The sequence below is a fragment of the Herbaspirillum rubrisubalbicans genome, from assembly GCF_003719195.1.
GTDB classification, from domain to species: domain Bacteria; phylum Pseudomonadota; class Gammaproteobacteria; order Burkholderiales; family Burkholderiaceae_D; genus Herbaspirillum; species Herbaspirillum rubrisubalbicans.
The window spans coordinates 832,029-852,435 of record NZ_CP024996.1 but is presented as its reverse complement, the minus strand read 5'-3'; the positions used below and the strand labels follow the sequence as shown (position 1 = coordinate 852,435).

General features: G+C 61.4%; 14 protein-coding genes and 1 tRNA gene. 5 read left to right on the top strand and 10 right to left on the bottom strand.

Annotated features, from left to right (window positions below):
* Positions 1–53 precede the first annotated feature (53 nt).
* Positions 54–926, top strand: coding sequence for a tyrosine-type recombinase/integrase (locus RC54_RS03805; RefSeq protein ID WP_244216438.1), 873 nt, complete (start codon positions 54–56; stop codon positions 924–926).
* 23 nt (positions 927–949) lie between these two features.
* Here RC54_RS03805 and RC54_RS03800 read toward each other — a convergent pair.
* Together RC54_RS03800 and rpoD are read right to left on the bottom strand one after the other, a co-directional pair.
* Positions 950–1,028, bottom strand: a tRNA-Ile gene (locus tag RC54_RS03800).
* Between the two features lie 57 nt (positions 1,029–1,085).
* Positions 1,086–3,311, bottom strand: coding sequence for an RNA polymerase sigma factor RpoD (rpoD, locus tag RC54_RS03795; RefSeq protein ID WP_244216437.1), 2,226 nt, complete (start codon positions 3,309–3,311; stop codon positions 1,086–1,088).
* 115 nt (positions 3,312–3,426) lie between these two features.
* On the opposite strand from rpoD, the gene RC54_RS25670 reads away from it, so the two are divergent.
* Positions 3,427–3,657: a hypothetical protein gene (locus tag RC54_RS25670; RefSeq protein ID WP_231738940.1), complete on the top strand. Its 231-nt coding sequence runs from the start codon at positions 3,427–3,429 to the stop codon at positions 3,655–3,657.
* Between the two features lie 493 nt (positions 3,658–4,150).
* On the opposite strand, the gene dnaG is transcribed toward RC54_RS25670, so the two are convergent.
* The 8 genes from dnaG to RC54_RS03755 all read right to left on the bottom strand — a co-directional run bounded on the left by dnaG (position 4,151) and on the right by RC54_RS03755 (position 17,566).
* Positions 4,151–5,947, bottom strand: a complete 1,797-nt coding sequence (gene dnaG / locus RC54_RS03790; protein WP_061789285.1) for a DNA primase — start codon at positions 5,945–5,947, stop codon at positions 4,151–4,153.
* A gap of 37 nt (positions 5,948–5,984) precedes the next feature.
* Positions 5,985–6,431 carry a GatB/YqeY domain-containing protein gene (locus RC54_RS03785; RefSeq protein ID WP_058894307.1) on the bottom strand — a complete coding sequence of 149 codons (447 nt, stop codon included), beginning with the start codon at positions 6,429–6,431 and terminating at the stop codon, positions 5,985–5,987.
* Positions 6,432–6,725: 294 nt separating this feature from the next.
* Positions 6,726–6,938 (bottom strand): 30S ribosomal protein S21, encoded by a 213-nt coding sequence (gene rpsU / locus RC54_RS03780; RefSeq protein ID WP_006462949.1) that lies wholly within the window; start codon positions 6,936–6,938, stop codon positions 6,726–6,728.
* Positions 6,939–7,129: 191 nt separating this feature from the next.
* Positions 7,130–8,338 (bottom strand): BaiN/RdsA family NAD(P)/FAD-dependent oxidoreductase, encoded by a 1,209-nt coding sequence (locus tag RC54_RS03775; protein ID WP_061789286.1) that lies wholly within the window; start codon positions 8,336–8,338, stop codon positions 7,130–7,132.
* Between the two features lie 250 nt (positions 8,339–8,588).
* A complete protein-coding gene (locus RC54_RS03770) occupies positions 8,589–9,818 on the bottom strand; it encodes a YbdK family carboxylate-amine ligase (RefSeq protein WP_061789287.1) in 1,230 nt (409 codons plus the stop codon).
* Positions 9,815–11,023, bottom strand: a complete 1,209-nt coding sequence (locus RC54_RS03765; RefSeq protein ID WP_017451413.1) for a cation:proton antiporter — start codon at positions 11,021–11,023, stop codon at positions 9,815–9,817. Before RC54_RS03765 ends, RC54_RS03770 begins: the two co-directional genes overlap by 4 nt.
* A gap of 313 nt (positions 11,024–11,336) precedes the next feature.
* Positions 11,337–14,810, bottom strand: a complete 3,474-nt coding sequence (locus RC54_RS03760; protein ID WP_244216436.1) for a UvrD-helicase domain-containing protein — start codon at positions 14,808–14,810, stop codon at positions 11,337–11,339.
* Positions 14,807–17,566, bottom strand: coding sequence for a PD-(D/E)XK nuclease family protein (locus RC54_RS03755; protein WP_061789289.1), 2,760 nt, complete (start codon positions 17,564–17,566; stop codon positions 14,807–14,809). Before RC54_RS03755 ends, RC54_RS03760 begins: the two co-directional genes overlap by 4 nt.
* A 486-nt stretch (positions 17,567–18,052) precedes the next feature.
* Here RC54_RS03755 and trxA point away from each other — a divergent pair, with 486 nt between their 5' ends.
* From trxA to RC54_RS03740, 3 genes are all read left to right on the top strand, one after another.
* Entirely contained in the window at positions 18,053–18,379 is a 327-nt protein-coding gene (gene trxA / locus RC54_RS03750) for a thioredoxin TrxA (protein WP_006462943.1), read from the top strand.
* A 130-nt stretch (positions 18,380–18,509) separates the two neighbouring features.
* Positions 18,510–19,772 (top strand): transcription termination factor Rho, encoded by a 1,263-nt coding sequence (gene rho / locus RC54_RS03745; RefSeq protein ID WP_008325783.1) that lies wholly within the window; start codon positions 18,510–18,512, stop codon positions 19,770–19,772.
* A 264-nt stretch (positions 19,773–20,036) separates the two neighbouring features.
* Positions 20,037–20,306 carry a type B 50S ribosomal protein L31 gene (locus tag RC54_RS03740; protein WP_017451417.1) on the top strand — a complete coding sequence of 90 codons (270 nt, stop codon included), beginning with the start codon at positions 20,037–20,039 and terminating at the stop codon, positions 20,304–20,306.
* The last annotated feature ends 101 nt before the right edge of the window (positions 20,307–20,407 follow it).

Here is a 20,407-nt window from a genome sequence, read left to right as displayed (position 1 = left end):
CCACCAAGCTGGGTGAGGAACCTGATCACACCTTCGACGAAGCCGCACTGGGCATGCTGAAACTAGCGGAAGGCCAGAGTGACTACGAATCAAAGGTGAGGCACGTGCAGTATTGGCGCGTCGCTCTAGGGGCTTCGACCCCGATCCGCTCTTTAACCGCCGGCAACATCCTCCAGAAGCTGCCAACGCACACCACGCACAAGCATCGCAAGGCCAAACCCGTATCTGCCGCTACGAAGAATCGATACCTGGCCACCATCAAGCGCATCCTGACGCTTGCCACAGAGTGGGGCTGGATCAGCCGGCCGCCGAAATTGAGCAAGTTCCAGGAGCCAGACAAGCGGGTACGCTTCGAATCCAAGCCAGTTATCAAGGCTCTGATCGACGCGATTTCCATTGAATGGATGCGCGACATTGCGCTTGTGGCGGTGACCACCGGCATGCGCGCGGACGAACTGCTGTCTCTGGAACCAAAGAGCGTGGATCTACCGAACCGCAATGCCTGGGTGATCGCTGAAGAGGCCAAGTCCGGATATGCCCGGGCGGTACCGCTCAATGCCGATGCATTGGCGGTGATCGAACGCCGGCTGAAGACAGCGCAGCAGTATGTTTTCGAGAGGGCGACGAAAGACGGCAAACCCGCCAAAATCAGCCAGATCGACGACAGGTGTTTCAAGCGGGCCTGCGCCTTGGTGCAGATCACGGATTTTCGGTTTCACGATCTGCGACACACCTGGGCGTCCTGGCACGTCCAGGCCGGGACGCCCCTGCTGGCGCTCAAGGAACTGGGCGGATGGGAGACGTTGGACATGGTGCAGCGCTATGCCCACCTTGCTCCCTCCCACTTGGCGCACCACGCAGAAACGGTCACGTTTTGGTCACAGCAGGAGGCAGAAACAAAAACACCACTCCGAAGAGTGGTGTAAATGCCTGATTTCTCAGTATTTTTTGGTGGCCCCCCCGTGAGTCGAACACGGCACCAACGGATTATGAGTCCGCTGCTCTAACCAAGCATGAGCTAGGGGGCCAAAAAATCAGCCGGCGATTTTAACATCTCGCCGGCCAATCCTGACTCGCCCTTAGTATCAATTCCCTTCCAGGAAGCTCTTGAGCTTGTCGGAGCGGGAAGGATGGCGCAGCTTGCGCAGTGCCTTCGCTTCGATCTGGCGGATACGCTCGCGGGTCACGTCGAACTGCTTGCCCACTTCTTCCAGCGTGTGGTCGGTGGACATCTCGATACCGAAACGCATACGCAGGACCTTGGCTTCACGCGGGGTGAGCGAGTCCAGGATGTCCTTGACCACATTGCGCATCGAAGCGTGCAAGGCCGCATCGGCCGGGGCCAGCGTGTTGTTGTCTTCGATGAAGTCGCCCAGATGCGAATCGTCGTCGTCACCGATCGGCGTTTCCATGGAGATCGGTTCCTTGGCGATCTTCATGATCTTGCGGATCTTGTCTTCCGGCATTTCCATCTTGATCGCCAGGGTCGCGGGATCCGGCTCGGCACCAGTTTCCTGCAGGATCTGACGCGAGATACGGTTCATCTTGTTGATCGTTTCGATCATGTGCACCGGAATACGGATGGTGCGCGCCTGGTCGGCAATGGAGCGGGTGATGGCCTGACGGATCCACCAGGTCGCATAGGTCGAGAACTTGTAGCCGCGACGATATTCGAACTTGTCCACTGCCTTCATCAGACCGATGTTGCCTTCCTGGATCAGGTCCAGGAACTGCAGGCCACGGTTGGTGTACTTCTTGGCAATCGAGATCACCAGACGCAGGTTAGCCTCGGTCATTTCACGCTTGGCCATGCGCGCCTTCTTCTCGCCGGCGCCCATCTTCTTGTTGATCGCGCGCAAGTCTTGCAGCGGCAGTACCACGCGTGCCTGCAGGTCGATCAGCTTCTGCTGCAGTTCCTTGATGGCCGGCACGTTGCGGCTCAGCACGGCACTGTAGTCATGGTTGGCGGCCACTTCGCCATCCACCCAGTCCAAGTTCACTTCATTGCCCGGGAACACCTTGATGAAGTGCGCGCGCGGCATGTTGCACTTGTTGACGGCCACATCCAGGATCTGGCGTTCCACGGTACGCACTTCGTCCACCTGCGCACGCAGGGTGTCGCACAGCTTCTCGACGATCTTGGCGGTGAAGCGGATGCCCAGCAACTCGTTGGAAATGATTTCCTGTGCCTTGACGTAGGGCTTGGAGTTGTAGCCTTCCTTCTCGAAGGCCTTGCGCATGTTCTCGAACTGGGTACCGATGACGGCGAACTTGCCGAGCGCGTCGCGCTTCAACTGTTCCAGCTGCTCGGCGGAGAAGCCAGCGGCACCAGAGCCACTGCTCTCGTTTTCCTCTTCTTCTTCGTCTTCTTCCTCTTCTTCCTCTTCCTCGTCGTCCTCATCGGAGTCGGAAGCGGCGGCTTCGACCTGCTGTTCGCTCTCGTTGGGATCGACCAGGCCGTCGACGATTTCGTCGACCTTGATCTCATCCTTGGAGATACGCTCAGCCGCGGCCAGGATCTCGGCGATCGTGGTCGGGCAGGCGGAGATAGCCTGGATCATGTCCTTCAAGCCATCTTCGATGCGCTTGGCGATTTCGATTTCGCCTTCGCGGGTCAGCAGTTCGACCGAACCCATTTCACGCATGTACATGCGCACCGGGTCGGTGGTACGGCCAAAGTCGGAGTCCACGGTCGACAGTGCGGCTTCGGCAGCGGCTTCGGCGTCGTCATCGCTGGCGACGTTGGCCACATTGTCCGACAGCAGCAGGGTTTCGGCGTCCGGGGCGTGCTCGTAGACCGAGATACCCATGTCGCTGAAGGTGCCGATGATGCCTTCGATGGCTTCCGGGTCGACGATGTTTTCCGGGAGGTGGTCGTTGATTTCCGAGAAGGTCAGGAAACCGCGCTCCTTGCCCAGCTTGATCAGGGTCTTCAGCTTCTGGCGACGACGTTCCAGTTCTTCTTCGCTGGCCTCGGTGTCGGAAGAGAAGGCGTCCTTCAGCAGGGCCTTTTCCTTGGCCTTGCGGTCCTTGGCCTTGGCCTTGTCGGCTGCCTTCAGCTCGGTGCGTTCGATGGTGTTCAACGCTGCGACTTCGTCGCTTTCGGGCTGGAATTCCTTGGGCTTGCGGCCACGGCGGCCCGGCACCTTGACGCTCGGCAGCACATAGCCGGACGTGTCGATGGCTGCCAGGGCAGCGGCATCAGTGGTTTGGCTTACGCTCGACGCGGCGGTCGCGCTGACATCTTTGCCTTCGACCTTTGCGGCTTTGGTGGTCTTGGCGGTCTTGGTTTCGGGTTTCTTGGTGGTCACGGAAGTCTTCGTCGCTTTCACAGAAACCGCTTGTTCGGCGGCTTGAGGTAACTTGTTGGCTGGCGTTGCAGTCGCCTTGGGCGCTGCGGCGCGTGCCGGCTTGGCGGCAGCAGTCTTGACTGCCGCCTTTTTCGGCGTCGCTGCTGCTGCAGTCTTGGCCGTGGGTTTTACGGGGGCAACGGTCTTCACCGTTGCCTTTACCGGCGATTTGGCGGCCACCGCCTTGGTGGTCTTGACCACGGCGGTGGATTTTACCGCCGTTGCCGTCTTGCTGCTCTTTGCCGACGCTGCGGGAGTTTTCGCGGGTTTCTTCATTGCATTTGCCATAGAATCAACTGCCAACTGAGAATTCACTCATTGCGCCAATCAAGTCATGCTAATGATGCAACTCCGGCAACGGTTTCCCGATAGACTCCGGCTGCACGCGCAACGTTCCTTTTACCGGCGGGCCATCGATTGCGCGCAGCAGGCAGTCGTGCCGCTTGCAATCCGGCAGGCGATACCACTGTCTGCCGTCCTCCCTCCCGATGCGCCGGGGTGAAGGCATGTCGCCGCAGGGTGGGGATGCAAGAGCCATCCGGCGGAACTAAAGCCCTATAGTATAGCACAGATGGGGCTCTTTTCTCCGGGATCAAGCCGGGATATTCGGCTATTCGCCAGCGATCCGGCTTGCAAATCACGGCAATTTGCATGGCTTTACCGTGTTTTCCATATCCTGGCGCCAGCCTCTCCTGCATACCTGCCACGCATGATGCCCATCTTGCCTGCACGGGCGGTCACGCCTGTCCATCCTCCTGCTGCTGATGCCCGCGCCTTGCTGCTGACCGGGCGGTTCATTCTCATCCCGCCACGGCAGCCCCACTGGTCTGGCGCTTGAGCCATTCCTTGCGCTGCATGAGCTCGCGGTAGCGGTTGCGCTCTTCCTCGGTGCGCAGGTTCGAGGCCACCAGCATCTGCATCTCGTCATCGAGCGCCCGGATCCTGGCCTGGCGGATGGCGCCGGCCATCTCGGCCCGCACCACGTCGAATTCGGATTCCGACTCGGCCGCGATTTCCGCGATCATTGAGTCAAACTCGGGGCCACCCTCGCGCAGGTGCTCGACCAGGGCCGCAAAGTTCGCTTGCTCGCCCATGCTTTGGGCAACTCCAACCAAGTACGTCAGCAGTTCGGCACGGTCCGGCGCGAAGCGGGCGATGGCCTCCAGCGCTCCAGCATCAAGGTCGGCTGAAAGTTGCGGATGCGCTACAAGCAGCCGCATGATCTGGCGCTCCAGCTCAACCGGGGCACTTCGCTTGCTGCGCGGCGGGGCGCTGCGTACCCGCGCCACCGGCTTTTCCAGCTCAAACAGCACTTCCAGCTCGGCCGGCGTCGTCTGCGTGGCCTGAGCCACGCTGCGCACGATCTGCAAACGCAAGCCGGAAGCCGGCAAGGCCTGCAGCAGCGGCTTGGCGGCAAACTGCGCATGGGCTCGGCCTTCAGGCGTGCGCAGGTCGTTCTCACCGATGATTCCCTTGAGCAGGAACTGCGACAGCGGCATGGCTTCGCGGATCTGCTCTTCAAAGGCCGACGCCCCCATCTCGCGCACGTAACTGTCCGGGTCATGCTCCTTGGGCAGGAACAGGAACTTGATGATCTTGTTGTCCGAGGCGTGCGGCAGGCAGGCTTCCAGCGCGCGGCGTGCGGCGCGCCGGCCGGCATTGTCGCCGTCGAAGCTGAAGATCACCTGGTCGGTCTGGCGCACCAGCTTCTGCACATGGATGGGCGTGCAAGCCGTGCCCAGCGTGGCCACGGCCTGGGGGAAGCCCAACTGAGCCAGCGCCACCACATCCATGTAGCCTTCGGTGACCAGTGCATAACCGGCTTCGCGGATCGCCTGGCGCGCCTCGAACAGGCCATACAGCTCGCTGCCTTTCTGGAACAGCGGTGTTTCAGGCGAGTTCAGGTACTTGGGCTCGCCGCCATCCATCACGCGCCCGCCAAAGCCGATCACCTGCCCCTTGGTATTGCGGATGGGGAACATGATGCGGCCACGGAAGCGGTCATAACGCTTGCGATGCCCCCCGCCCTCTTCACTCTTGTCGATCACCAGGCCCGATTCGACCAGGGCTTCATTCTCGTAATCGGGGAACACCTGGCGCAGGCTATCCCACTCGTCAGGCGAATAGCCGAGGCCGAAGCGCGCCGCGATCTCGCCGGTCAGGCCCCGCCCCTTCAGGTAGGCAATGGCCGGCTGGGCAGCCCGCAACTGATGGCGATAGAAATCATTGGCGCGCGTCATCACATCCGACAGGGCCATGCTCTTGGCCTGCTTTTCCTGACGCTGGGCCAGGGGAATGCTGTCTTCGCGCTCGGGCACCACCATGCCCACGTTCTGGGCCAGATCCTTGACCGCTTCCACGAAACCCATGCCGGAATATTCGATCAGGAAGCTGATCGCCGTGCCATGCGCGCCGCAGCCGAAGCAATGATAGAACTGCTTGGTCGGACTGACGGTGAAGCTGGGAGATTTCTCGTTGTGGAAGGGGCACAGGCCCATGTAGTTGGCGCCGCCCTTCTTCAATTGCACGTAGCGCCCCACCACGTCGACGATATCGACGCGGTTGAGCAGGTCCTGGATGAACGACTGTGGAATCACCTGGGTTTCCGGGCTACGGGCAACAAGGACAAACCGCTCAGGCCGCCAGCGCGGCCTTGACCAGGGCGGATACGGCCGTCATGTCGGCACGACCGGCCAGCTTGGGCTTCAACACACCCATGACCTTGCCCATGTCCTGGGGACCGGCGGCGCCCGTAGCGGCCACGGCGGCTTGCACTTCGGCCTTGATTTCTTCTTCCGACAGGCTGGCGGGCATGTAGGTGGTGAGCACGGCCAGCTCGGCCTTCTCGATATCGGCCAGGTCCTGGCGACCGCCGGCTTCGAATTGCGAGATAGAATCCTTGCGCTGCTTGACCATCTTGTCGATGATGGCCAGCACGTGGGTGTCGGTCAGCTCGACCCGTTCATCGACTTCCTTCTGCTTCATCGCGGCGGTCAAGAGGCGAATCGTGCCCAGCTTGCCCATGTCCTTGGCGCGCATGGCGGCCTTCATGTCTTCCGTGATCTGCTCTTTCAAACCCATGGGGTACTCCGAAGATGAGGTGGATGAGTATTCTGCGTTCTGGCGCCATCCCGCATCCAGTATTCCGGGCGGCAACAGGCAACCCGTCTTAGGATCGTAGAACATGGATGGGCTTATCGCCAGCCCGAATTGGCGCTTTCCTTCCTATTTTGGGCCATCACCATGAAAAACCAGGCCAGCCGACAAAGCAGGAAAAGGTCTGCAGAGAAATCGGGAATAAATGCGAAAACCCGCTGCGGACCAACACCGGAGCGGGTTTACACATCGGCCGCACGAATGCGCGGCGAGAAATTCTTAGTACAGCTTCTTGGGCAGCTGTTGGCTGCGGATACGCTTGTAGTGACGCTTCACGGCAGCAGCCAGCTTGCGCTTGCGCTCAGCGGTCGGCTTTTCGTAGAACTCGCGTGCGCGCAGTTCGGTCAGCAGACCGGTCTTTTCGATGGTGCGCTTGAAGCGACGCATTGCAACTTCGAACGGCTCGTTCTCTTTAACGCGAATAGTGGTCATGTAAATTCAAACCAAAAAGGTTAGGTTGGATTAGCAAAGAAAGCGATTGTAGCAGTACTAGCCTCCGATTGGAAGGCCAAACGTGGCATTTTTTCCACCCCCGTGGTAAAAAAGGGATAAGAATCAGGCACTTATCACAGTCAAGGTGAAGCTTCACCTGAAGTCAAGAGGATGTGACCAAAAAAATCCGCTCACACCGCCGAACCCGCCGCCACGCCTGAGGCCCAGGCCCACTGGAAGTTATAGCCTCCCAGCCAGCCGGTCACATCCATGGCCTCGCCGATGAAATGCAGCCCCGACACCTTGTTGGCCATCATGCTCTGCTGCGACAGTTCGCGGGTATCCAGCCCACCCAGCGTGACCTCGGCCTTGCGATACCCCTCCGACCCGCTGGGGACGATCACCCAGCGGTTCAGCGAATCGCCCAGCTTCTTGAGCGATTTGTCGGGCATATCGGCAATGCGCGCGCCGGCGTCGAAGCCATGGATCTTCAGCCAGCCCTCGGCCAGGCGATTGGGCAGCCATTGCGCCAGGATGTTGCCGAGGTTTTTCTTGATGCTGCCCTTGCCTTCGATCAGGGTCTCGGCCACGTCCAGTTGCGGCAGCAGGTTCAGCGTCAGTGGCGCGCCGGGCTTCCAGTAGCTGGAAATCTGCAGGATCGCCGGACCCGACAAGCCACGATGGGTAAACAGCAGATCCTCCAGGAAATAGCCACGCTCCTTCTTCACGCCGGTCTCCACCTCCACTTCCAGAGCGATCCCGGCCAGTTCGGTGAGCGACTGCCAGGCCTTGCCATCGAAGGTCAGCGGTACCAGGCCGGGACGCGGCTCGATCAGCTTCAACTCGAATTGCCTGGCGATGCGATAGGCGAAATCGGTGGCACCGATCTTGGGAATGGAGAGCCCACCGGTGGCAATCACCAGGCTCGCCGCCTGGATCTCGCCGGCGCTGGTGGCGATGCGGAACTGCTCGCCGCTCTTGCTCACCGCCTGCACGCTGCACGGCATCCGCCAACTGACATTGCCGACATCGCACTCAGCCTTGAGCATGGCGATGATGTCCTCGGCGGAGTCATCACAGAACAACTGCCCCTTGTGCTTTTCATGGAAACCGATGCGATGCCGCTTGACCAGCCCGATGAAATCCTGCGGCGTATAGCGCGACAGCGCACTGCGGCAGAAATGGGGGTTCTGTGAAAGATAATGCTGCGGGCCCGCGCCCACATTGGTGAAATTGCAGCGCCCGCCGCCCGAGATACGAATCTTTTCGGCAAGCTTGCCGGCATGGTCGATCAGCACCACGCGCCGGCCACGCTGGCCGGCCACGGCGGCGCACATCATGCCGGCCGCGCCGGCGCCAATGATGGCAACATCAAAATGATTGGGATGATTCTTGCTCATGCTTCCTCCGGCACGCATTTCGGTGCAGCCCGAGGCCGCTTCAAAGCCGTGATTGTCGGCGATCCCGCCCCCGGAAGACAAGGGCCATGCAACAACGCCCCAAAGACAAGGGGCCAGCATCTTGCGATACCGGCCCCTGGCCTTCTTCCTCCCATCATCCCGCGTGCTCTGCAATCACCCGGGATGCCAGGTGCCTCAACTGCACTGTCGCCCAACATAATTCATAAACAATTTATATCATTTAAATCGTTTATTGGAAATACGGCGGCGGCTCCACCCCCATCCACAATTCCGAGGATAGCCGCATCATGTCGTTAAGCGAACCGCGCTGTGCAAACATCTGGCGCAACCAACTGGCGTCGGAGAGGCGGTCATGCGCAATACGGCGCAGGCGCAGGATGGTCTGCCGCTCGGCCTCGTTGGCCACATAGGGTTCCAGCAACTGCAGTTGCTGTAACAGATGTTCATAGATGGGAAGCTTGCGCGATTGCGAGGGCGTGGCACCATGCAGCGCCAACTGCCCATTCAAGCCGAAACGGCTGGCCTCGAAGCGATTGTATTGATACAGCAGGTAGAAATCGTCACTCACCACGAAGGGCCGCTCGGTCAGGATCCAGCGCGCCAGCAATTGGGCATAAGCGCCCAGGTGCGCGGCGTGTTCGATGGTCAGGGGAGTATCGCAGACGCGGATTTCCACCGTGCCGTATTCGGGCTTGGGGCGGATGTCCCAATAGAAATCCTTCATGCTGGCGATGATGCCCATCTGATGCAATTCATCGTAGTAGGTCTCGAATTCGGCCCACTTGGTATGCACCGGCGCCGTGCCCGACAGCGGGAAGGCACGCACCACGTTGCTGCGCGAGGAATCGAACTTGGTATCGGCCCCCTGATAGAAGGGCGAGGCCGCCGACAGCGCGATGAAATGCGGCACATAGCGCGAGAAGCCATGTGTGAGATACAGCGCATCATCACCATTCTCCACGCCGATATGGATGTGCTGCCCGAAGACCGTGAAGGTCTTGGCCAGGTAGCCGTATTTCTCGTGCAGATAATGGAAGCGCTCGCTGGGCGTGATACGCTGTTCGTTCCAGTGCTGGAAGGGATGCGCGCCACCACCGGAGACATCAATGTTGAGATATTGCGCCCCCTTGTTCAAGGCCGCGCGCAAGCCCTTCAACTCTTCGATCAATTCATCGACGCGGGTATGGATGCCCGAATTGAGCTCGATCATGCCCTGCGTCATTTCCAGCTTGATCTGCTTTTGCAGATCGCGCGGCTCGATCCAGTTCAGCAGATCGACCGCATCGCTGGCCAGGTTGTAGTTGCGGCGATTGACCAGTTGCAGTTCCAGCTCGATACCCATGGTAAAGGGCGTGGAAGAACCGAACGGCAACATGCCCGCGCTCTCCTGCGAGCCGACCACATGGGCCTGACTGCTGGGGGCGTCATGTTCAGTGCGGATCAGTGTCTCGGTATTCATTCGCGTCCACTCTCTCCAGATTTGATCAAGGCAAACTGGGTTGCCACCGGCCCCAGGAATTCCAGGACCACCATGCTGCCCGCCAGCAGCGGCACGACATTGGCCGTGGTGTGCGGATACAGCGAAGAGACCGTTTGCATCAGCCCCACGCCGATCTCGGTCATGGGCAAAGTACCCAGCGTGAGCAACCCGGCCTGACGCCAGTTCATGCGCGCAAAGCGGGCAAACAGGAAGATGCCCAGCCCCATCGCCAGGAAGCGCGCCGCAATCAGGATCAGCACCGAGTAGCCCAACAGACTCAGGTCCGACAGCTTCATCGAAGCGCCCACGGTAACGAACAGCATGACCACGAACAATTCATTGGCCACGCCGAACTCCAGCTCCATCAGGTCGAACTGACGATCCAGGTTCTTGGAGAGGATGGCGAAGATCAGCATGGTCAGCATCACCGGCAAATGCAGCGCATGGGCCACGCCAATGGCCAGCGCGATCACCGAGATCACCAGCACGAACTGCGAACTGTTCTCGCGGCCCAGCAGGCGCGCCAGCGGCATCATCAGCCAGTAGGTGAGATAGGCCAGGATGGCCGAACCGACCAGCGAATAAAGGGTGTGCTGGATCAGCGTCCAGACCGGCGTCCCGGCCTCATGCGCGATCACCGGCAACAAGGCATAGGCGGCCAGAACGGCCACGAAGTTGTTGAGCGCCGTCATGGCCGCAAGGCGACGCGTGACCTGGCCTTCGGCCTTGAGGTCGCGCAGTACCACCAGCACCACGGCGGGCGCGGTGGCAATGGCCATCACACCACCCAGCAAGGCCAGCACCGAATCGGTCCCGAACCAGGTCAGGGCAATGCTGACAAAACCAAAACACAGCACGGCCGAGACGGCCACGGTGATCAGCAGCCATTTTTCGCGACGCAGCCAGCCGATATCGACGTAGCGGCCCAGTTGATAGACCACCAGCGCCACGGCGATGTCGGCGAAGATGTTGGTGACCTTGAGGACTTCACCGGAAAGCAGATTGAAGCCGCCCGCTCCCAGCAGGAAACCGACCAGCAGATAACCCGTGATGCGCGGCACCCATGGGGACTTGGAAACAACGTAGCCCGCGATCAGCCCGAACAGCAGCAAGCCGCCAAATACCAGCAAGGCATTCCATTGCAGCGTCTGTGCGAGGGTGAAAGACGGAAGAGCCCACTCCATATCTCCTCCTGTAACGATTAGGTTCTTGATACCACGCGGCCATGCAGGAGGCCGGCGTGGATCACGTGAGCGTGGGCAACTGATCGAGTTGGCGATGCATGGCTGCCCGGTGAGACCGGACCCGGCATTTCCGATAAAACTTATAAAAAACGACTGATCGAAAAAACCGGAAAACCGAAGATATCACTCTTGCTCTACGCGAGTAAGTTTTTTTATCTTACAACGGAAAATCTAAACTTCCTGATCTGATGTTTATTGAATTTGCGGAACTTATCCGAAGCGCATGGAGCTCATGAAGGTAGTTGGGGGAGCCTCAATGTTCAGTCAGCACGCCGTCAGCGGTAATCAGCGCAGACCTGATTCGCTTGTCAGAAAAGACCGACACGAGTGCGCTGCGATAGCGTGCCAGTTGCGCCGCATACTCGGCGCGCTCGCTATCGAGCAGGCGACGCTTGTAATCGAGCACCCAGACTTCTTCCTCGAACATGACCACGCGATCGAGCCGCAAGACACCAGCCGGCGTGACGATTTCCATCTCGTTGCGCGCCCAGCGATGCAGTGCCGGGTTGAAGAAGCGCTCCAGTTGCGGCTGCGCCAGCACCACGCGTGCCTGGGCATGGACCACCTGCGCCATCTCGGCCGATATGCCCAGCCAGCGCACCAGCGTGGGCGGCGCAGGCAGCGTCAGAGGCCAGGCATTAGCGTGGGTGAGGCGCTCCAGCAAGGCGTGCAAGGCCACGCCTTCATCGATGGCCTCGTTGCTGACCAGAGTGCCATCGTCGGCAATGGCTGGAGGCGTTTGCTCCTGCTCGCCATCGGCCGCACCGAAGAGCAACATCGGCTGCGGCCGGGGATCGAACAAGGACAAGCTGAAAACCTCTTCGACCGCAGCCACGTCGGCGCCCTGTACCGCCTCCTCGCCGATCTCGCGCACCGGCGCGTCGCTGGCAAACAGCCGTTGATACCAACTGCCTTCGACCACCCCGCCCTCCCCTGTGCCGCGTTTTCCGGCCACCCCGGATACCAGCAGCAACTGCTTGGCGCGGGTGACAGCGACATACAGCAGGTTCCAGTCTTCCTGCGTGCGCAACTGATCTTCTTGCTCGAACAATTCTTCACGCGCACTGCCGCGTTCGCTGCGGCGTCCAAAGGCGGAGAAGTGCGTGGGCGCATCCTGGTCCTGCGGCCAGGCGCAAAGAATGCCCAGGTTGTCTTCCACCGAATCGCTGTGATTGGCGTCCAGGATGGCCACTACCGGGGCTTCCAGTCCCTTGGCGCTGTGTACGGTGAGGATGCGCACCGCATCGGCGCTGGCGTCCACGCTAGCCTCATCGGGCGCATCACCACCCGAGGTCCGCTGCAGCACGCGCAGCGCATCGATGAACTTGGGCAGGCTGGGATAGCGCCCGGCGTCCATGTTCAGCGACAACTCGACGAAGGCGGCGATGTTGCCCAGGGTCTGGCTACGCGTGAGCGGCGAGGCATTCTGGGCATAGCGCGCCACCAGTTCGCCCTGATGCAGAATGCGATCCAGCAGGTCATGCACCGGCAGGTGTGGTGCGGCCTGCAACCAGCGTTGCAGCAGCGTGACTGCGCGCACCAGCGCGCCCGAGGCGGCGCCTTCCTGCTGCATGGCCTGCAGGTGCTGCCACCAGTGGCCGCCCTCGGCGTGCGCGGCACGGCGGGCGATCTGCACCAGGTCGTCGTCGGCGGCCCCGATGATCGGGCTCTTCAACACGTGCGCCAGTGCCCGCGTGTCGTTGGGCGTGATGAGGAAGGTCAGCAGCGCAATCAGGTCGGCGATTTCCAGCGACTCCAAGAGGCCGCCGCGCTTGTCGGAGATGAAGGGAATGCCGGCGGCGCGCAGGGCGCTTTCATACGCGGCCAGATGTGTGCGCTTGCGCACCAGCAGCATGATGTCGCCCCAACGCATGGCACGCTCGGACTTGCCGGTGATGACCGGCACCTCGCGATAGGCTTTGAGCAAGGCCTGCGCCAGCGCTTGCCCTTCCAGCAGGCGGCGCGCATCTTCTTCCTCGCCGCGCGGTGTGGTCAGCGGATTGCGCCAGGCAATGATGTCCTGCTCTCCCTCTGACGCGGCCGAGGAGGCAGCCGCAGAGGCCGATTCTGCGTCGGTTTCAGGGCGGGTGACGTTTTCTTCACCTTCCTCTTGCCGCACCAGCGGCAGCCGCCACACCTCGCCTCCAGCAAGGCCCAGCGTGGTCTGCTGGGCGAACAGCGGATTGCCGCCCCTGATAAATGAACGATTGAGGACATTGACCACGGCACTGGCATTGCGGCGCGTCTGGTTGGCGCGCAGGATGGCCGCCCCCTGGCTGCGCAGCAGTTCGCGCGCGGCCACGAAGACGCGGGGCTCGGCGCGGCGGAAGCGATAAATCGATTGCTTGGGGTCGCCCACCACGAAGACGCTGGGCTGGGCCGCGTCGCCGCCATAGGCATCGAGCCAGCAGCGCACGATGCACCATTGCAGCGGGTTGGTGTCCTGGAATTCGTCCAGCAGGATGTGCTTGTAGCGCGCATCCAGGCGGGTCTGCAGATAGGCGGCGCTGGCGTCGTCCTTGAGCAGGCGATAGGCTTGCCATTCGAGGTCGGCGAAGTCCAGCACGCGCTGTTCGGACTTCACTTCCTGGTAGCAGTCCAGATAGGCGCGACCGGCAGCAAAGAGCGCACGGTTCAGTTGCAGCACCAGCTTTTCCTTGCTGCGTCCCTGCAGCTTGCGCAGGGCCTCGCCGATGGCATTGAATTCGTCCTCGAAGGCGGCCAGCGCGGCTTCGTCACTGGCGGCGAAATGCTGGGTCAATGCCGCCAACAGGGACTTGACCTTGCCGTTCTTGCGCGGCTTGTCCTTGTCGTCGAAGAACTGGCTGTAGAGCGCATCGAAATGTTCCAGTGCCGGGCCGGCCGTGAGCGCCGATTCGATGGCCACGGCGCGGTTCTTGTTGAGACTGCCGCCCTGCCCCAGCAGCACGGCGACCTGGCTGGCGCGTGCGACCAAGGGGGCATCGTCCCACAGCGCCAGGCGGGCATCGCGCCGGGCGTCGTCGCCGCACAGTGCTTCCAGCCAGCACAGGGGTGAAGGTTCGGCCTCCTCGCCATCGTCCTGCGTGGCAGCCCACCATTCGGCGCGCTTGTCGATGAAGGCGTCCAGCAACTGGCGCGTGTTGAAGTCGCCGACCAATTCATACAGTTCGAGCAGCGCGGCCTTGACGATTGCCCCCTCGGGTTCGCGCAGCGTCTGCATGAAGCGGCGATAGGCTTCCTCCAGCAATTCGCCATTCTTCTCGGTCAGGGTATAGCCATGCGGTACACCCGACGCCAGCGGTGCGATCTGTAGCAGGCGTGCAAACCAGCTATGGAAGGTGTCGATGGACAGGCTCTGTTCGGACGACAGGATGCGTTCATACAGCCCGCGTGCCAGCGGCAGCAAGCGCGGCAGATCCGCCTCGGCCACGCCGCGTTCGCGCAGCAGGCTGGCCGCGTGGTGCTCATCGGCCAACGCCAGCTCATGCAACAGTTCAAGCAGACGTTCGCGCATTTCCTGCGCGGCCTTGCGGGTGAAGGTGATGGCCAGCAGTTCCGGGGCCTGGGCGCCGGAGAGCAGCAAGCGCAACATGCGCGCCACCAGCAGCCAGGTCTTGCCACTGCCGGCGCAGGCTTCGACCACCACCGAGTGGCGCGGGTCGCAGGCCTCACGCGTGAAGACCTCTGCCGCGACCGGTTTGCCATTGACCTCGTAGGCGGCCGGCTGCTGCTCGGCGGCGCTCACAGCCAGGCTCCCTTGCGGCACAGGCCGCGCATCTCGCAATACTGGCAGACCGATTCGATGCCGTTGGCCGGCAGCGCCGCGCCGTGGGCCACGGCTTGCATGGTGGTGGTGATCTGTTGCTGGAGCATCTTCTGTTTGCGTGCGAAATCGGGTGCGGCGGCGTCGCCGGTCTTCTTGTCGGGGCCCAGTTCGAGGGCAACGTAATGGGCGTGTTGCACATCGCCGCCGGCCAACAGACCATAGAAGGCCAGTTGATGGTCGTCTTCTTCCTTGACCTTTTGTCTGAGGTTGGCGGCAGTGCGGGTCTTGTAGTCGAGCAGGGCGCGCTCGCCATGGTCGTTGTGATCGACCCGATCCAGTCGGCCGTAGAGCTCGATGCCACCATCTTCCCAGCGCAAGGCCTGCGACTGCGCCTGTTCACCGAAGGCGAAACGCCAGCCCTCGGCCTCGCGTTCGTTGGCCCACAGCAGGTAGGCCGGCATCACCTTCTGCCAGCGCGCATGAAAGGCCAGCGCGGCGGGATGACGCTGCATCTCGCGCTGGAAGACTTCTTCCGAGAGTTGCGCCAATAGCGGCGCGCGCGCCGGCAAGGGGGTGTCCTGATCGCGCAGGTGCGCGTGATAGCGGTACAGGATTTCATGCAGCCAACTGCCGTAGTCGCGCTTCTCGGGCGTGTCCGACAATTCATCCATGACCGCCACACGCAACATGCGCTGGGCAAAGAATTGATAGGGGCAAGCCAGAAAACTGCCGAAGCCGCTGGCCGACAGCGACGCCGGCAACAAATCAGGAGCGGCAGGCGCAGGCATGGACGAGGGCTGCGCCCGCAGTTGCTTGACCGGTGGCGGCAGGACCACGCGGCGCAGCGGTGCTGCCCCCTGCTGCGCCAGCTTCAGTTCCAGGCGCTCTATCCAGGGGCTGACCGGATTGGGTTCGCCATCCTGGTGGGTCTGCCAGCACAGCACCACTTCCGGGTTCACGCACAGCAATTCGGTCAGGTCGCGCAATTGCTGGCGCTGACGTACCGCGCGCGTGGTCAGGTTCAGTTCGCGCCGCACGGCATTGGAGAAGAACAGCGTTTCCTGCGGCGGCGAGGGCAGGTGTGCCGCATCGGCGCCGATCACCAGCACCGCGTCGAAACGACGCAGGCGCGCGCCGTTCAGAGGTAGCATTACCACTCGCCTATCCTTGATGGGCGGCATGTAGGAAGTGGCATCAAGACGCAGGTTCAGCAATGCGCGCCACTCGGCGAAGGAAAAGGTGTCCGACAATCCCCCCTGCTCGGCAGCGATGTCATCCAACATCAACAGGCATTGCTCACCCGCGCCATCGGCACGCAGCGCAGCTTCCATGCCCAGTGCGCGGCACAGGCCGCGCTGCGTTTCACACCATTGCGCCAGGGTCTTGCGGCCGGTAAAGCGCGCCGCCTGCTTGGCCAGCATGATGATGCAGGCCAGCTCATCGGCCTGCCCAGCCTCGGCAAATGCCGATTGCAGGGCTTGCCAGTCGCCGGCGATGTTGGTGCGGCGCAGACGGGTTTCGATGCGCATGACACGTTCGCTGCGCGCATGGTCATCGGGAAAGACGAAGGGCGACTTCAGCAGATCCAGCAGCGCATTGGTTTCACCACGGGCCGAGACCAGGTCGTTCCAGGCGGCCAGCGCGGCGGCGGCGCGGGTGGTGGAGAGTTTCCAACCAGTCTCATCGGCCACGGCCACTTCGGCGCGCTCCAGCAATGCGCGCAGGCGACGGGCGGTGACGCGGTCCTGGGCCACGATGGCGATGTCGTTCTTGCCTTCGCCCAGCCAGCGCAGCACGATCTGCGCGCTCTGTACGGCGGCGTTTTCCAGGTCATCGGCCGGGCACAGCAAGGGCAGCGTGACGTCGGTGGTGACGGTGCGGACGTTGTCGGCATCCGCCGCAGCAATGCCCTCATCGTCGCGCACCAGTTCTTCCCATGCCGACAGATAGATGGGGTGCAAGGGTGCGATCGCAGGACGGCTCCAGTCCAGCGTGACGATGCGCACCGGCTGGCGTTGGGCATAGGCCGCCAGGAAGGCGGCCTCCAGCGGCTCCGGCTCGGTGGGGCTGACCCAGACCAGCGGCAGGCTGGCCTGCTCGGCCAGGGCCAGCATGGCGTCGAAACGTTGCACGATGCGGTCGTTGGCATCCAACTGGGTCTTCCAGACCTGCCATACCAAGGCCGCTTCGTCGGACAACATGCCGTGCGCCGAAGGTGCCAACGGTTCCAGCAATTGCGCCAGTGCCTGTGCCCAGCGACCCACGGCAGCCTCTTGCCCGCTTGCGCTGGCGCGGATCTCGGGCAGCAGCGCCAGCGTCAACTCATCTGACAGGGCCAGCAGGGTATGCGCCAGCGGCAGCAGGTCGGCATTGCGACGTGCGGAAAACATTTTCTTCAACCAGCCATGTTCGCGCAGTTGCGCGTAGAGCTGCATGAGCCGTTCGCTCTCCGAGGGCGGGGCAGTCTCGCCGGGTGCCTGCATGGCCAACAGGCCCGAGAGCGTATTGATGCGCGGCGCGATGTAGGGGCGGCGCAACTGGCGCGCCAGTGCGGCCTTGAAGTTCTGCGCGTGGGAAAACGCCGGCACCATCAATTGCACTCCCGAGAAATCCAGCGCAGCCTCACCCTGCCCCTGCAAGGCCTGGCCCAGCGGTTGGCCTTCGCGCAACAGGACCCGCACGGCTTGCTGCCAGAAATCGGGGGTGGGCGGGATCGGTACGGTGGCAAGCTGCATACGTTCTCAGGGTTCCATGACGACGGTAGAGGATAGCGGAGATGGGCGGCGAGGGTGGCCACAAAGGCCGGCCAGACACTGTCCTGATTGTATTTTTCTCTTGCCTCAACAGATTTTTTCAATCGGGCAGCCACGCCAATTGCTGCGCATTGTATGCCAGCAGGGGCTCGCCGGAGTGTATTTCGCTGCGCCGCGCCAGCCACGAAGCCGCGCCAGGCCTCGCTTGCAAGCCCATCGACTGCGATGAGGACGGCAGACAACAACGCTCCGAGCGCGTGTCTACACTTTCCCCAAAAATGGGTTATGATTGCCCCTGTATCCCGCCGCCTACCTCTGCCGCGCTTCAAAACAACTTGAATCGGCGCGCAACGACTCCACGTAGACCTAGCAACTCCGGAAGCGTTGATGGCTCACGCCAGGCATGATGGTATGTGTCCACCGGCGCTGATTGACTAATTACACCACTGCCTCACACCGAGGAAAGCCATGAGCGAACATATCAAACATATTACCGACGCCTCCTTCGAAGCCGATGTGCTCAAGTCCGACAAGCCCGTGCTGGTCGATTTCTGGGCCGAATGGTGCGGTCCCTGCAAGGCCATCGCCCCGATCCTGGAAGAAGTCGCCAAGGAATACGACGGCAAGCTGCAGATCGCCAAGCTGGACGTGGACTCCAACCAGGCCATCCCGGCCAAGTTCGGCATCCGCGGTATCCCGACCCTGATCCTGTTCAAGAACGGCGCTGCCGCCGCCCAAAAGGTTGGCGCACTGGCCAAGGGCCAATTGGTCTCGTTCATCGACAGCAACATCTGATTCTGATGTAACATCCGACGGCGGCGCGCTCGCGCTGCCGTCCGCCCGGCACACGATGCCCGGCTGTATCCAGATCCACACCACGCAACTCCCTCCCCCACCTTTACTTATCCCGTCCCGGGACACTCATATGCACTTATCAGAACTAAAAGCGATGCACGTCTCTGCCTTGCTGGAAATGGCAATCAGCCTGGACATCGAGAATGCTGCGCGCCTGCGCAAACAGGAGCTGATGTTTGCCATCCTGAAGAAGCGCGCAAAATCAGGAGAACAGATTTTTGGCGATGGCGCCCTCGAAGTGTTGCCTGACGGCTTCGGCTTCCTGCGCTCGCCCGACGCCAGCTACATGGCGTCCACCGACGACATCTACATCTCGCCTTCGCAGATCCGCCGTTTCAACCTGCATACCGGCGACTCCATCGAAGGTGAAGTGCGCACGCCCAAGGATGGCGAGCGCTATTTCGCCCTGGTCAAGGTCGACAAGGTCAACGGCGAACCGCCGGAAGCCTCCAAGCACCGCATCCTGTTTGAAAACCTCACGCCGCTGCACCCCAACAAGCTATTGCAGCTGGAGCGCGACATGCGCGGCGAGGAAAACATCACCGGCCGCATCATCGACCTGATCGCCCCGGTCGGCCGCGGCCAGCGCGGCCTGCTGGTGGCCTCGCCCAAGTCGGGCAAGTCGGTGATGCTGCAACACATCGCCCACGCCATCACCACCAATCATCCAGACACCGTGATGATCGTGCTGCTCATCGACGAACGTCCGGAAGAAGTGACCGAAATGCAGCGCTCGGTGCGCGGCGAAGTGGTCGCCTCCACCTTCGACGAACCGGCCACCCGTCACGTGCAGGTCGCCGAGATGGTGCTGGAAAAGGCCAAGCGCCTGGTTGAAATGAAGAAGGACGTGGTCATCCTGCTGGACTCGATCACCCGTCTGGCGCGCGCCTACAACACCGTGATCCCGGCCTCCGGCAAGGTGTTGACCGGTGGTGTGGACGCCAACGCGCTGCAACGCCCGAAGCGTTTCTTCGGTGCCGCCCGTAACGTCGAAGAAGGCGGCTCGCTGACCATCATCGCCACCGCCCTGATCGAAACCGGTTCGCGCATGGATGACGTGATCTACGAAGAATTCAAGGGCACCGGCAACATGGAAGTGCACCTGGAACGCCGCCTGGCCGAAAAGCGTGTGTACCCCGCCATCAACCTCTCCAAGTCCGGCACCCGCCGTGAAGAGCTGCTGATCAAGCCAGACCAGTTGCAGAAGATCTGGGTGCTGCGCAAGCTGATGTACGACATGGATGAAATCGAGGCGATGGAATTCATCCTCGACAAGATGAAGTCCACCAAGAACAACGCCGAGTTCTTCGACATGATGCGTCGCGGTAACTAAGCATCGCTGCTGGCAAGATCAGGAAACGGCATGTCCTTCACCGGACATGCCGTTTTTTATTGATCTGACAGCAACAATAGCGACGTATTTTCAACTGAAAAACCACGTCGACGGCCTGCGGCCAGTGGTCCGCCTTGACCCAAGCCCCTGATTCCACTGTATAATTTCGGACTTTTCCAAACCGGCAAGTGATCATCAATCGGGTCAAGAAGCAAGGCGACCGACGAAGTGGCGATTGGCTACCAAACTACTCTTGAGGCAATCATGAAAGAAGGCATCCACCCGGATTACCGCGAAGTCCTGTTCCACGACATGTCGAACGACTTCAAGTTCGTCACCCGCTCGACCATCGGCACCCGCGAAACTGCTGAATTCGAAGGCAAGCAATATCCCCTGGTGAAGATCGAAGTGTCCTCCGAATCGCACCCGTTCTACACCGGCAAGCACAAGATCGTCGACACCGCTGGCCGCGTCGAGAAGTTCCGCCAGAAGTTCGGTTCCGTTGGTTCGAAGACCGCTGTCTCGAAGGCGTAATCTGTACTTCCCTCAAAAAAGGCAGCTCAGGCTGCCTTTTTTGTTTTGGTCGTCCGTGGTGGATCGGCACGGCGTGCACCACCATGTAGCAGACAGAAACA

Coding starts and splice junctions, on each gene's coding strand:
- trxA (WP_006462943.1), top strand. CDS start 18,053: ATGAGCGAACATATCAAACATATTACCGACGCCTCCTTCGAAGCCGAT.
- RC54_RS03785 (WP_058894307.1), bottom strand. CDS start 6,431: ATGGGTTTGAAAGAGCAGATCACGGAAGACATGAAGGCCGCCATGCGC.
- RC54_RS03775 (WP_061789286.1), bottom strand. CDS start 8,338: ATGAGCAAGAATCATCCCAATCATTTTGATGTTGCCATCATTGGCGCC.
- RC54_RS03755 (WP_061789289.1), bottom strand. CDS start 17,566: ATGCAGCTTGCCACCGTACCGATCCCGCCCACCCCCGATTTCTGGCAG.
- rho (WP_008325783.1), top strand. CDS start 18,510: ATGCACTTATCAGAACTAAAAGCGATGCACGTCTCTGCCTTGCTGGAA.
- RC54_RS03765 (WP_017451413.1), bottom strand. CDS start 11,023: ATGGAGTGGGCTCTTCCGTCTTTCACCCTCGCACAGACGCTGCAATGG.
- RC54_RS03805 (WP_244216438.1), top strand. CDS start 54: ATGCTGAAACTAGCGGAAGGCCAGAGTGACTACGAATCAAAGGTGAGG.
- RC54_RS03770 (WP_061789287.1), bottom strand. CDS start 9,818: ATGAATACCGAGACACTGATCCGCACTGAACATGACGCCCCCAGCAGT.
- rpsU (WP_006462949.1), bottom strand. CDS start 6,938: ATGACCACTATTCGCGTTAAAGAGAACGAGCCGTTCGAAGTTGCAATG.
- RC54_RS03740 (WP_017451417.1), top strand. CDS start 20,037: ATGAAAGAAGGCATCCACCCGGATTACCGCGAAGTCCTGTTCCACGAC.